This window comes from Streptomyces sp. AM 2-1-1, from assembly GCF_029167645.1.
Lineage (GTDB): Bacteria > Actinomycetota > Actinomycetes > Streptomycetales > Streptomycetaceae > Streptomyces.
The window spans coordinates 5,282,246-5,295,205 of the sequence record NZ_CP119147.1; the positions used below are offsets into that span (position 1 = coordinate 5,282,246).

The 12,960-nt window shown below is 71.7% G+C and carries 10 protein-coding genes and 1 pseudogene; 7 read left to right on the forward strand and 4 right to left on the reverse strand.

The features are described 5' to 3' along the window. Nucleotides 1-135 precede the first annotated feature (135 nt). From PZB77_RS23095 to PZB77_RS23110, 4 genes are all read left to right on the forward strand, one after another. Nucleotides 136-1,758 (forward strand): MFS transporter, encoded by a 1,623-nt coding sequence (locus tag PZB77_RS23095; RefSeq protein ID WP_275494528.1) that lies wholly within the window; start codon nucleotides 136-138, stop codon nucleotides 1,756-1,758. Nucleotides 1,759-1,964: 206 nt separating this feature from the next. Continuing rightward, nucleotides 1,965-2,687: a TetR/AcrR family transcriptional regulator gene (locus PZB77_RS23100; protein ID WP_275494529.1), complete on the forward strand. Its 723-nt coding sequence runs from the start codon at nucleotides 1,965-1,967 to the stop codon at nucleotides 2,685-2,687. Nucleotides 2,688-2,966: 279 nt separating this feature from the next. Further along, on the forward strand, nucleotides 2,967-3,992 hold the full coding sequence (locus PZB77_RS23105; protein WP_275494530.1) for an endonuclease/exonuclease/phosphatase family protein: 1,026 nt from the start codon (nucleotides 2,967-2,969) through the stop codon (nucleotides 3,990-3,992). 360 nt (nucleotides 3,993-4,352) lie between these two features. After that, a complete protein-coding gene (locus PZB77_RS23110; RefSeq protein ID WP_275494531.1) occupies nucleotides 4,353-5,579 on the forward strand; it encodes an MFS transporter in 1,227 nt (408 codons plus the stop codon). Nucleotides 5,580-5,738: 159 nt separating this feature from the next. Here the strand turns inward: PZB77_RS23110 and PZB77_RS23115 are convergent, their stop codons facing one another. The 4 genes from PZB77_RS23115 to PZB77_RS23130 form a co-directional block, all read right to left on the reverse strand. Beyond that, nucleotides 5,739-7,505: an NAD+ synthase gene (locus PZB77_RS23115; protein ID WP_275494532.1), complete on the reverse strand. Its 1,767-nt coding sequence runs from the start codon at nucleotides 7,503-7,505 to the stop codon at nucleotides 5,739-5,741. Nucleotides 7,506-7,618: 113 nt separating this feature from the next. Continuing rightward, complete coding sequence (locus tag PZB77_RS23120; RefSeq protein ID WP_275494533.1) at nucleotides 7,619-8,044, reverse strand: CBS domain-containing protein; 426 nt, start codon at nucleotides 8,042-8,044, stop codon at nucleotides 7,619-7,621. A 252-nt stretch (nucleotides 8,045-8,296) separates the two neighbouring features. Continuing rightward, entirely contained in the window at nucleotides 8,297-9,091 is a 795-nt protein-coding gene (locus PZB77_RS23125; RefSeq protein ID WP_275494534.1) for a DUF305 domain-containing protein, read from the reverse strand. Beyond that, on the reverse strand, nucleotides 9,088-9,789 hold the full coding sequence (locus PZB77_RS23130; RefSeq protein ID WP_275494535.1) for a DUF3105 domain-containing protein: 702 nt from the start codon (nucleotides 9,787-9,789) through the stop codon (nucleotides 9,088-9,090). Before PZB77_RS23130 ends, PZB77_RS23125 begins: the two co-directional genes overlap by 4 nt. A gap of 244 nt (nucleotides 9,790-10,033) precedes the next feature. Here PZB77_RS23130 and glnA point away from each other — a divergent pair, with 244 nt between their 5' ends. From glnA to PZB77_RS23145, 3 genes and pseudogenes are all read left to right on the forward strand, one after another. Further along, nucleotides 10,034-11,395: a type I glutamate--ammonia ligase gene (gene glnA, locus PZB77_RS23135; protein ID WP_275494536.1), complete on the forward strand. Its 1,362-nt coding sequence runs from the start codon at nucleotides 10,034-10,036 to the stop codon at nucleotides 11,393-11,395. Nucleotides 11,396-11,594: 199 nt separating this feature from the next. After that, nucleotides 11,595-11,687 (forward strand): annotated as a pseudogene (locus PZB77_RS23140) (IS5/IS1182 family transposase); the annotation flags it as partial. A 707-nt stretch (nucleotides 11,688-12,394) separates the two neighbouring features. Beyond that, the gene (locus PZB77_RS23145; RefSeq protein WP_275494537.1) at nucleotides 12,395-12,778 is read left to right on the forward strand and encodes a hypothetical protein; all 384 of its coding nucleotides are present in this window, start codon (nucleotides 12,395-12,397) and stop codon (nucleotides 12,776-12,778) included. The last annotated feature ends 182 nt before the right edge of the window (nucleotides 12,779-12,960 follow it).

Here is a 12,960-nt window from a genome sequence, read left to right on the forward strand (position 1 = left end):
CCGGTCGCTTCTTCCCGGATCGTCCCCGGAAGCCAGTCGGAAGCCAGTCGGAAGCCAGTCGGAAGCCAGTCGGGAAGGGTAAAGACTTTACAATACGAGACGGTCTCGTATCGAAAAGCCGCTAGGCTCCTCGTCATGTCCATACCGTCCGGCGCTCCTGCCGCCGTGTCCCGTGTCCCGGAGGCGGTCCACCGCCGCCGCTGGGCCATTCTCGCCGTGCTCATGTTCAGCCTGCTCATCGTGGTGCTGGACAACTCGATCCTGAACGTCGCCGTCAAGACGATCGCCAGTCCCGCGCCGGACGGCATCGGCGCCACCCAGAGCGAGCTGGAGTGGGCGATCAACTCCTACACGCTCGTCTTCGCCGGCCTGCTCTTCACCGCGGGCCTGCTCGGCGACCGGCTCGGCCGCAAGCGGGTGCTGCTCTTCGGCATCTCCGTCTTCGTGGTGGGCTCGGCGCTCGCCGCCTTCTCCGACTCGCCCGGCCAGCTCATCTCCTGGCGTGCGGTGATGGGTCTCGGCGCCGCCTTCGTGATGCCGGCCACCCTCGCCATCCTGATGAACGTCTTCGAGCCCGACGAGCAGCCCCGCGCCATCGGCATCTGGGCCGGCGGCGTCGGCCTGGGCATCGCCATCGGCCCGATCACCGGCGGACTCCTGCTGGAGCACTTCTGGTGGGGCTCGATCTTCCTCGTCAACGTGCCCGTGGGTCTCGTCGCGCTGGTCGCGATGGTGGTCCTCGTCCCCGACTCGCGCGACCCGAAGCCCGGCCGGCTCGACCCGGTGGGCGTGGGCCTCTCCGTCGTGGGCCTGGTGCTGCTCGTCTACGGCATCATCCGGGGCGGCGAACTCGCCGACTTCACCGACCTCACCGTGCTCGCCCCGGTCCTCGGCGGCGTGGTCGCCCTGACCGTCTTCGTCCTGTACGAGAAGCGCACCGCGCACCCCGCGCTCGACGTCTCGCACTTCAAGAAGCCGGCGTTCTCCGCGGCCGTCGCCGCCATCGCGCTGGTCTTCTTCGCGCTGATGGGCGTCACCTTCTTCTCCGCCTTCTACCTGCAGAGCGTGCGCGGCTACACCGCGCTCCAGTCCGGACTGCTGGTGCTGCCGCTCGCCGCCGCGCAGATGATCTTCTCGCCGCGCGCCCGGATCGTCGTCCACCGCTTCGGCGTCCGCGCGGTCTGCACCGCGGGCATGGTCCTGGTCGCCGCCGGGCTCGCCGCCTTCGCCGCCTTCGACGCCGGTACGCCCGTCTGGGTGCTCTGCGTGGTCTTCTTCGTCCAGGGCACCGGGATGGCGCACATCATGCCGCCGGTCACCGTCGCCATCATGCAGGCGCTGCCCCGCGAGAAGGCGGGCGCGGGCTCCGCCGTCAACAACACCTTCCGCCAGGTCGGCGGGGCGCTCGGCATCGCGGTGCTCGGCTCGGTGCTCTCCACCGTGTACCGGGGCGACATCGAGGGACACCTCTCCGCCGTGCCGCCCGGCGCCCGGGACGTCGCGGGCGAGTCGATCGAGGCCACGCTCGGCGTCGCCGCGAAGCTCGGCCCGGCCGGCAAGCCGCTCGCCGCGGCGGCCTCGGACTCCTTCATCGTGGCCATGCACGTCGCCGCGCTCGGCTCCGCCGCCATCGCGCTGGCCGGCGCCGTGGTCGTCGCGCTCTTCCTGCCCGGCAGGTCCTCCGCCGCTCCGGGCCCCGCGGCACCCGTGGAGCGCGGCTCCGCCCCCGTCCCGGCCGCGCCGGGCCGCAACGGCTGATCCCGCAACCGCGCCGGCCCCGACGACCCACCGACCCGACGACCGACCGTCCCGACGACCGACCGTCCCGACGACCGACCGTCCCGACACCGCCCGGACCCGGGAGGCCCCGGCCCCGGGTCCGCGGCCCGGGCCGGCGGGAGGACGGAGCTCCGGTCGGCGAGAATCGTCACGGCGGTCGTACGGGCGAGGAGAGGCGGAATCAGGTGCGGCATCAGGAAGGGGACCACGGCCCGGTGCGGGACCCGGACCAAGGGCCCGAACGGGCTCCGGGGCGGGAGCCCGGGCACACGCGGACGCCCGAGCACGACCGGGGCCCCGGCCGTCCTCGCAGCGCCGCCGCCGAACGGGCCATCCTCGACGCCGTCATCGCCCTCCTGGAGGCCGGCGAACCCCTCTCCGGCCTCTCCATCGAACGCATCGCCCGCACCGCCAAGGTCGGCAAGGCGACCATCTACCGCCGCTGGAGCGGCAAGGAGGAACTCTTCCTCGACGTCCTGCGGGACATGGAACCGCCGGACCCCGTCGTCTCCGGCACCGCCGGGCTCGCCGACCTGCGCCTGCTCATGGAGTCCCAGCGCACCCGGGGACTGGCCCAGCGCTCGTCGGTCCTGCTGCACAACGTGTTCGCGCAGATGAAGAGCCACCCCCGGCTCTGGGCCGAGTACCAGGAGACCGTCATCGCGCCCCGTCGGACCGCGATGGCCGAGGCCGTCCGCCGCGCCGTCGAGGCGGGCGAACTGCGGGCCGACATCGACGTGGAGCTGATGGACGACCTGTTCGTCGGCGCCATGCTCGTGCGCACCCTGCACCGCCGCGACGCGCCGCTGCCGGAGGACCTCGTCGACCGGGTCATGGCCGCCCTGATGCAGGGCCTGGCGCCGGCCTCCTCCACCGCGGACCCGAACGGTCCCGCCCGCGACCGCTGACCCCGGCCCCGCCGCGCTGCCGCCGGCTCTTCCCGCACCGTCTTCGCCGTCGTCCGCGCACTGCCCCGGGCCCCGGGGCGAGCGGGGCGCGCCGGAGCGGGACGGCCGGAAATGAGGGGTCGGTCACAAGGCCGGACGACCGGGTACAAAGCGGAACCCCTGATCCCGTTCCTGTCGTCCTCTTCTCCGTGCCGCCGTCGCGGGCGGAGGGAAAAGGGCCGCCGATCCCCTAGGGTCGGGGACGCGGTGACATGCAGGGCAACGCAGTGAGGAAGCGCGATGGTGCAGGCGTACGGAGCGGACACCGGCAACGACAACGCGGAGCCGCCGCGCGCCGGCTCCCGCTTCCGGAGCGGACTGGCCCGCCTGAAGGCGGACCGGGGCATCTGGCGGCGCGGCATCGTGCTCGCGCTCTGCTCGGTCCTGATGACGCTGGTGATGGCCTTCCACGCCGACATCCCCAACCGGCTGGGCAACCTCGGCAGCCTCACCGAGACCTTCCTGCCGTGGATCGGGGTCTTCCTCCCCGTCCTGCTCCTCCTCGGCCTCCTGCGGCGCTCCGCGACGGCTCTCGTCGCCCTGCTGCTGCCCCTGGCGGTCTGGCTCAATCTCTTCGGCGGCCTGCTGCTCGACGACAAGTCGGGCCCCGGCGGCAACCTCACCGTCGCCACCCACAACGTGAACGCCGACAACCCCGACCCCGCCGGCACCGCCGAGCAGGTCGCCGGCTCCGGCGCCGACGTGGTCGCCCTCCAGGAACTGCCGAGCGGCCAGGTCGCCGCGTACGAGAAGGCGCTCGACGCGCCCTACCCGTACCACTCGGTGCAGGGCACCGTCGGCCTCTGGAGCAAGTACCCGCTCAGCGCCACCCGCCCCGTCGACATCAAGATGGGCTGGGTCCGGGCGATGCGCTCCACCGTCACCGCCCCCGGCGGCAAGATCGCCGTCTACGTGGCCCACCTGCCGTCCGTCCGGGTGAAACTCCACGCCGGCTTCACCGCCAACCAGCGCGACAACAGCGCCGACGCTCTCGGCGAGGCCATCTCGAACGAGCCGCTGAAGCGGGTCGTGCTCCTCGGCGACCTCAACGGCACCATGAACGACCGCGCCCTGAAGGCGGTCACCTCCCAGATGCGCTCCACCCAGGGCGCCGCCGGTGACGGATTCGGATTCAGCTGGCCCGCCGCGTTCCCGATGGCGCGGATCGACCAGATCATGGTCAGGGGGGTCGAGCCGACGTCCTCGTGGACGCTCGCCGCGACCGACAGCGACCACCTGCCGATCGCCGCCCGGGTCGAACTCTGACGCGGCGGGCCGCCCGCGCACGCACGCGTCGGTGGCCCGGGCCGGACCCAGGATGTCGGCGGGGCGGGCCGCCCGCGCCCGTCCCGCGGACGCGCCGGCCCCACTCCGCCGCAACGACCCGTTCACCTCCAGGAACGGATCGTCTGCCACACTTTGTCGAGGCTGCTGAACCGAGCATGCCCGGCAGAGCCGCCGGAGCGTCGCCGGCCGGCCCCCCGACGCCCTCCCGACACCCACCCCACCCCGCCCGGTCCGTGCGCCCGTCCGCGCGGCCGGCCGCTCCGTCACGTCCCCGCCCGGTCACCCCGTCCGTCCGGGGGGACAGTGGCGCGCGCACTCCTCCCGAAAGGTTCCTTTCCCATGCCTCTGGCCTTGCTCGCCCTGGCGGTGAGTGCCTTCGGCATAGGCACCACCGAGTTCGTGATGATGGGGCTGCTGCCCAACGTCGCGGACGACCTGGGTACGTCGGTGCCCACCGCCGGCTACCTCGTCTCCGCCTACGCGATCGGCGTCGTCCTCGGTGCCCCGCTCCTCACCGCGCTCGGCTCCCGCATCCCGCGCAAGCGGATGCTCCTGCTGCTCATGACGCTCTTCATCCTCGGCAACGCCGCCTCGGCGTTCGCCCCCGGCTTCGGCTGGCTCGTCGCGGGGCGCCTGATCGCGGGGCTGCCGCACGGCGCGTTCTTCGGCGTCGGCGCGGTCGTCGCCGCCCGGCTGGTCCCGGAGGGCCGGCAGGCGCGCGCCGTGGCCACGATGTTCCTGGGCCTGACGGTGGCCAACGTCGTCGGCGTACCGGCGGCCACCCTGCTCGGCCAGCACCTCGGCTGGCGGGCGACGTTCCTCGTGGTGGCGGTGATCGGACTGGTCGCCCTGGTCGCCCTGGCCCGGCTGATCCCGCGGATCCCGGTCGCCGAACACCAGGACGTACGCCACGAACTGCGCGCGCTGCGCAACCGCCAGGTGATCCTCGGCCTGCTCACCGCCGTCTTCGGCTTCGCGGGCGTCTTCGCCGTCTACTCGTACCTCTCGTCGATGACCACCGAGGCGATGGGCTTCGGGGAGTCCTCGGTCACCCTGGTGCTCGCCCTGTTCGGCATCGGCATGACCCTCGGCGCGCTCGCCGCCGGACCGCTCACCGACCGTGCGCTGCGGCCGACGCTCTTCGGCGCGCTGGCGGCGCTCACCGTCGTGCTGCTGGTCTTCCCGCTCACCGTGCACGTGAAGTGGCTGGCCCTGGTGATGGTGGTCCTGCTCGGAGCGGTCGGCTTCATGACAACGACCCCGCTCCAGATGCTGGTGATGCGCAAGGCGAAGGACGCCCCCACACTGGCCTCCGCCTCCAACCACTCCGCCTTCAACCTCGCCAACGCGGGCGGCGCCTGGCTCGGCGGCGCGGCCATCTCGGCCGGCTGGGGCTGGACGTCGCCCGCCCTGGTCGGCGCGGTGCTCGCCGTCGCCGGGCTCGGTATCGCGGTCACCGCGACCCTCCTGGACCGCGACGGCACCGAGCCGTCGCGCGTCGTCGCGGGCGGGCCGGAAGCGCCCGCGAGCAGCCGGGAGACCGTGCACAGCGCACCGGGCGAGTGAGCCGGGGGTGAGTGAGCGCGGGGAGCCGGCCATGGGTGAGTGAGCACCGTGGAGCGGTCCCCGCACCCGGACGCGGGACGGGCCGGACCACGTGAGCGACGTGCTCCGGCCCGTTCTCGTCACACGGGCACGGCACGCACCCGGTTCACGTACCCGCCCTCACTCGTGTTCGCCGCTCGCCTCGCGCCAGCGGTTGGTGACGGGCAGCCGCCGGTCCTTGCCGAAGCCCTTGGGCGAGATCTTCGTACCCGGCGGGTACTGCCGCCGCTTGTACTCGGCGGCGTCGACCAGCCGCAGCGTCCGCACCACCAGCTCCTCGTCGAAGCCCGCCGCGACGATCGCGTCCCGGCCCTGGTCCCGGTCGACGTAGAGTTCCAGGATCCGGTCCAGCACGTCGTAGTCGGGCAGCGAGTCGGTGTCCACCTGGCCCGGCCGCAGCTCGGCGCTGGGCGGCTTGGTGATCGACGCCTCCGGGATCGGCGGGGTCTGCCCGCGCTTCTCGGCAACCCGGTTGCGCCACCTCGCCAGCCGGAAGACCGACGTCTTGTAGACGTCCTTGATCGGTCCGTACGCCCCGACCGAATCCCCGTAGAGCGTCGAATACCCCACCGCCAGCTCGGACTTGTTGCCCGGCGCGAGCACGATCTGCCCCTCCTGGTTGGAGATCGCCATCAGCACCGTGCCGCGCAGACGCGACTGGAGGTTCTCCTCCGCGAGTCCGGTCAGCTCCAGCGACTCCATGTACGCGTCGAACATCGGGCCGATCGGTACGGTGCGGTAGTCCAGCCCCGTACGCCGCGCCAGCTCGGCCGCGTCGTCCCGGGAGTGGTCCGAGGAGTACTTCGACGGCATCGAGACGCCGTACACGTGCGCGGGGCCCAGCGCGTCGCAGGCGATGGCCGCCACGAGCGCCGAGTCGATGCCGCCGGAGAGCCCGATCAGCACGCTGCTGAAACCATTCTTCAGGGTGTACGCGCGCAACCCCACGACCAGCGCGGAGTACAGCTCCTCGTCGTCGTCGAGCCGTTCGGCGTACCCGCCGGCCAGCTCGGGCGGGTACGCCGGCAGCGGCTCCCCGGAGAGGACGACGTGGTCGATGCGGAGCCCGTCGCCGACCTCGCCGGACGGCGGTTCGGCCGAAGCGGCCGGCAGGTCGAGATCGAGGATCACGCTGCCCTCCGCGAACTGCGGCGCACGGGCGATCACCTCGCCCTCCGCGTCCACCACGAGCGAGTCGCCGTCGAAGACCAGCTCGTCCTGGCCGCCGGTCATCGCCAGGTACGCGGTGGTGCAACCGGCCTCCCGGGCCCGCCGGCGGACCAGTGCGAGACGGGTGTCGTCCTTGTCCCGCTCGTAGGGGGAGGCGTTGACCGACAGCAACAGCCCGGCCCCCGCGGCGCGTGCGGCCGGCACACGACCGCCGTCCTGCCAGAGGTCCTCGCAGATGGCGAGCGCCACGTCGACGCCGTGCACCCGCAGGACCGGCATCGAGTCGCCCGGCACGAAGTACCGGAACTCGTCGAACACCCCGTAGTTGGGCAGGTGGTGCTTGGCGAAGTTGAGCGCGATCCGCCCCCCGTGCAGCACCGCCGCCGCGTTGCGCGGCGAACCGGCGGGCTGCCCGTAGCGCGGCGCCGCATGCTCGGACCGGTCCAAGTAACCCACGAGGACCGGCAGTCCGCCGAATCCCTCCGCGTCGAGCCGGGCGGCGAGCGCGCGCAGCGCGGCGCGCGAGGCCTCGACGAAGGACGAACGCAGGGCCAAGTCCTCCACGGGATAGCCGGTCAGCGCCATCTCCGGGAACGCCACCAGGTGAGCGCCCTGCCCGGCGGCGTGCCGGGTCCAGCGGACGATCGCCTCCGCGTTGCCGGAGAGGTCACCGACCGTCGAGTCGATCTGACTGAGTGCGAGGCGTAGTTGAGGCACACCCCCAGTCTAATCGTCTTTCTGACGCGATGTCGGGGAGCCCGGTCGTCCCGGGGCCGCGGAGGGCAGCGGGCCGGGCGGCCGCCCGTACGGCTGGAGCGGTTCGGCGCCGGTCAGCCGCCCGCGTACACCCGGGCCGCCCAGTCGCCGATCTGTTCGTCGCTGAGGTGCTTGGCCAGGTCCGCCTCGCTGATCATGCCGACCAGCTTCCTGTTCTCGATCACCGGCAGACGGCGGATGCGGTGCACCTGCATCTCCTCCAGCACCTCCTCCACCCCGGCCCCGGCGTCGATCCAGCGCGGGGTGCCGTGGCAGAGGTCACCGGCCGTCACCTTCGAGGGGTCGTGGCCGCTCGCCACACAGCCGACGACGATGTCGCGGTCGGTGATGATCCCGACCATCCGGTCCTCCGCCCCCTCAGCGGAGACGGGCAGTGCTCCCACACCGTGGTCGCGCATCATCTGGGCGGCGCGGTCCAGCGTCTCGTGCGCCGGAATCCAGTCGGCGCCGGGATGCATGATGTCCTTCGCCGTGGTCATGGGGTACCTCCTGCGTGCCGATCCGTGCCTGAGCACGGCCCCCGTACCACCCCGAGTCCGTCGATCCACCCTCCATCGTCCTCGCGGTCCCGCGCCACCGCCGACCGATATCACCCATACGAGTGACGCCGGTCAGGTGGCGCGGCCGCGGAAGAGGACCGGGCCGAGGAGTACCCGGCCCTCTTCCGCGGCGTCCCGGGCGCGCGGGTGCCCGTGCGTCGGTGCACGCGTGCCGGCGCACGGGCGCGGGCACTACGCGCGGGGCCGGGCTCCCCGTTCGGCCAGCAGGTCCGCCATCAGGTCCAGCTCGGCCCGCTGGGCGTCCACCATGCCCTGCGCGAGCCGCCGCTCGGCCGGGACCGCGCACCGCTCCGCACACCTGCGCGCCATCGCGATGCCGCCCCGGTGGTGGTCGGTCATCAGCTGGAGGTACAGCACCTCCGCGGCCCGACCCCGCGTGCCGCCGAGCCGCTTCAGCTCGGCGTCGGTGGCCATGCCGGTCATCGAGGTGCCGGCCTCGGGATGCGCGGCGCCCTTCCCCACGGGATCCGTACCGTCCATGCCGTCCATGCCCGGCATGTCGTGCGGGGTGGGCGGGTGGCCCGACCCCGCGGCCGGTGTCGCCGCGTCCTCGGGCCCCATCCACGCCATCGGCACGCCGGCGACAGGGACCTTCGGCAGCCCCCACAGGTCGAGCCAGCCCAGCAGCATCCCGCGCTGGTTGGACTGGGTGTGCGCGATGTCGTACGCGAGCCGGCGCACGTCCTCGTCGCGCGTACCGTCCCGCACCAGGAAGGACATCTCCACCGCCTGCTGGTGGTGGACGGCCATGTCCTGCGCGAACCCGGCGTCCGCCGAATCCACCGCCGGGAGCCCCTGCCCCCGACCCACCCCCTGCCCGAAGCCCTGGCGCGGCGCGGGCTCCGGCGTACCGTCCTGCCACCCGGTGACGACGGCAGCCGTACCGCCGCCGACCAGCGCCGCGAGCACCAGGACACCGGCCGCCACCCAGCGGGGGCGCGTGGGCCGCCCCGTACCGCCGGTCATCGGGGAGCCGCCCGACCGCCGGTGCAGGGAGCACCCGGCTCCGGGGTCTGGAGGCCCTGGACGTACGCGGCGAGGAACCTGCCCACCCGTTCGTCGCCCGGGTCGTCCACCGTGAGCTGTTTCCCCCAGGCGCTGAGGGTGATGGTGCCGGACTGGCCGGGATAGGGGCTGAGCAGCGTGAACGGCGTACTCCGCACCCGGGTGGCGAGCGCGCGCACCGCCTCGGGGGAGGCGCCGGCGCCGTAAGTGATCCACACCGCGCCGTGTTCCAGGGAGTGGACGGCGTTCCCGTCGGCGAGGGGCGTTTTGTATACGTCGCCGTCGCAGTCCATCCACGTCGGATGGTGGTTCCCGCCCACCGGAGGCGTCATCGGATAGCGCACGTCGCCGGTCACGTGCTTGCGGGTGAGCCGGGCCGCGTCCCACGACTTCTCACCCTCGACCGGCGGTACCGGGACCGCGCCGGCCGGCCGTCCGGGTTCCGCCCCGCCCGGCTTGAAGTCGTCGGCCGCCGCGCCCATGAGGGCGGTCCCCGGCGCCGGTCCCTCCAGCACCCGGGAGCCGCCGAACCCCGCCAGACCTGCGACGACGGCCACGCTCACCGCTATGGCCGCGAGCCTGCCGCGCGCCGCCCGGCGCCGCCGGGGGAGCGGGGCCGAGGGCGTCGGGACCTGAGGAGGCAGCGGGGGAAGGCTCATGGCGTCGTGTCCTTCTGGGAAGGGCCGGGAGAGACGGGAAGTGGTCAAAAGGACCTCTGTACGAGGGGCGGTTGCGCGTGCGACCGCGCCCCAGCACATCGGGGCCGCCGATCGTAGTGGGTGGCCACGTGCTCTCTCTCACACCGTGTGCGTAATCTGGGTGAAATCCCAGGTCGTGATACTGGAGTGACTCCCCTATCCCGGGCGGTGGTGCACGGACCGTCTGAACTGCAAGGATGTGGCTATGGACAAGCAGCAGGAATTCGTCCTCAGGACTCTTGAGGAACGTGACATCCGGTTCGTACGACTGTGGTTCACCGATGTCCTCGGGTTCCTCAAGTCCGTCGCCGTGGCCCCCGCCGAGCTGGAGCAGGCCTTCGACGAGGGCATCGGCTTCGACGGCTCGGCCATCGAGGGCTTCGCCCGGGTGTACGAGTCGGACATGATCGCCAAGCCGGACCCGGGCACCTTCCAGATCCTGCCCTGGCGCGCGGAGGCCCCCGGCACCGCCCGCATGTTCTGCGACATCCTGATGCCCGACGGATCTCCGTCCTTCGCGGACCCCCGCTTCGTCCTCAAGCGCATCCTCGCCAAGACGTCCGACCTCGGGTTCACCTTCTACACCCACCCCGAGATCGAGTTCTTCCTGCTGAAGGACAAGCCGGTCGACGGCACCCGGCCCACTCCGGCCGACAGCTCCGGCTACTTCGACCACACTCCGCAGAACGTCGGCATGGACTTCCGCCGCCAGGCGATCACCATGCTCGAATCGATGGGCATCTCCGTCGAGTTCAGCCACCACGAGGGCGCCCCCGGCCAGCAGGAGATCGACCTGCGGTACGCCGACGCGCTCTCCACGGCCGACAACATCATGACGTTCCGCCTCGTCATGAAGCAGGTCGCGCTGGAGCAGGGCGTGCAGGCCACCTTCATGCCGAAGCCGTTCTCGGAGTACCCGGGTTCGGGCATGCACACCCACCTCTCCCTCTTCGAGGGCGACCGCAACGCCTTCTACGAGTCCGGCGCCGAGTACCAGCTCTCCAAGGTCGGCCGCTCCTTCATCGCCGGCCTGCTCCGCCACGCGGCGGAGATTTCTGCCGTCACCAACCAGTGGGTCAACTCCTACAAGCGCATCTGGGGCGGCTCCGCCCGCAGCGCCGGCGCCGGCGGCGAGGCCCCCTCGTACATCTGCTGGGGCCACAACAACCGCTCCGCGCTCATCCGGGTCCCCATGTACAAGCCCGGCAAGAACGGCTCCGCACGCGTCGAGGTCCGCTCCATCGACTCCGGCGCCAACCCCTACCTCACCTACGCGGTCCTGCTCGCGGCGGGCCTCAAGGGCATCGAGGAGGGATACGAACTCCCGGCCGGCGCCGACGACGACGTCTGGGCCCTCTCCGACTCCGAGCGCCGCGCGATGGGCATCGAGCCCCTCCCGCAGAACCTCGGCGAGGCCATCTCCCTGATGGAGAAGAGCGAACTCGTCGCGGAGACCCTCGGCGAGCACGTCTTCGACTTCTTCCTCCGCAACAAGAAGCGCGAGTGGGAGGAGTACCGCAGCGAGGTCACGGCCTTCGAGCTGAAGAACCTGCTGCCGGTGCTGTAAGGACTGGTAGAGCGCTGGTGGAGCGCTTGTACGTACGTGGCTTCGGGCCGACGGTGCCGCACCGTCGGCCCGAAGTCGTTTCACCGGCCGGAGGGCCGTCTGTGGGCCGTCCGGTGCGGGACGGTCCGGGTGACCCTGGACGAAGAATGTCGGGGGGGCGACCGCAAGGCCGTCCCTCAAGTGATCTCGCTCTGCGACGATCTCGCCCGCGTCAGGTGTGATTACCGCTTCCGAGCCGCTCTGGACAGCCCCGTTCACCGGGTTGAGCCCGCGCGTCTACGGCACATTGCTGCCCGCCGCTGACGGGAATTCCGCGCCAGTCCCGGACCGAGGTCATCGATCCCCCGCTCCGCAACCGACTTCGACCCGCCGAACAGTCAGGCCGGTTGCCTCATCGTGAGGTTCGTCCGCCGATATGCGGTAACCGTCCGACGTCGCCAGGGCCCAGCCGTCATCGCCCGCAGCCGGGCGCGGGGCGGGTGGCTGCGACTGCTGCTCGGCGTTGATGGACCGACTGGAGGGCCGGTCGCGCGAGTGGCCGTGACGTGCCTGGTAGTCCCCGACGGAGGGATCCAGCCGTACGGGGGCGCGATGCTGCCAACTCCGAGGCATCGGGATGACCACGCGGTCAATGCCCGCTACACAGGAGTCCGGGTGCGGGGACGCGGGAGGGGGCCTGGTGTCCACGATCGACCTCAGTGCCGTTGGTGGTCATCATCAGTGCGGATGCGCCGTCGCGTGTCCGCGCTCGCCTCCCGGCCGGCTCGACAACCTCTCCATGGCGGCGGCTGTTCACGGCGCACAGCACGATCGGGGCTCCGGGGAGCGTTCCGCCGACACGTGCGCCGGTCCTCCTCGACGCCTCTTGTCCCGCCGCACGTTCCGGCGAAGAGTTCGCCCACCCGTCCGACGATCCACAGCACTTCACGCGACACCAACCAGATGGGGAGTCATCCGTTGTCAGTCGTCAAGAGGACGCTCACGTCATTCGTCGCCGTCATGTCGATGAGCCTGGGAGGGATGGCGGTCGCGCAGCCGGCCCAGGCCAACGCCCAAGGATGTGCCGTCACGATCACCGTCGATGCCAGCCAGGCGCAGGTGGACAACTGCGTGGGCAACGGGAGAGGCGCCTGGTTCTGGCTCTACAACAGTGGCGCCAACAGGGTCTACAGTTCGCAGCTCTACGTATGGACCAGCTATGACGCACCGCCGAACAACAACACCGGCCAACTCGCGCTGACGGTGGATGCCAACCAGGCCTTGTCGGCCCAATTCGGGGTCGAGGCAGACAAAGTCAGATGGATTCAGATCTGCGAGTGGTGGTGGTACGGCTACTTTCCGCCGATCCCCGCATACACGTGCTCAAGCTATTTCCCCGTGTGACAACGGCTGAGAAGCGCGAGGGGGAAGAGGACCGCAGCGAGGTCGCCGCCTTCGCGCCGAAGGACCTGCTGGCGGTGGTGTGAAAGCTGGTCGGGAAGCGTAGAGCTCTGGTTCGTGGCTTCGGGCCGACGGTGCGACACCGTCGGCCCGAAGTCGTTTCACCGGCCCGGGGCTTCTGCGGG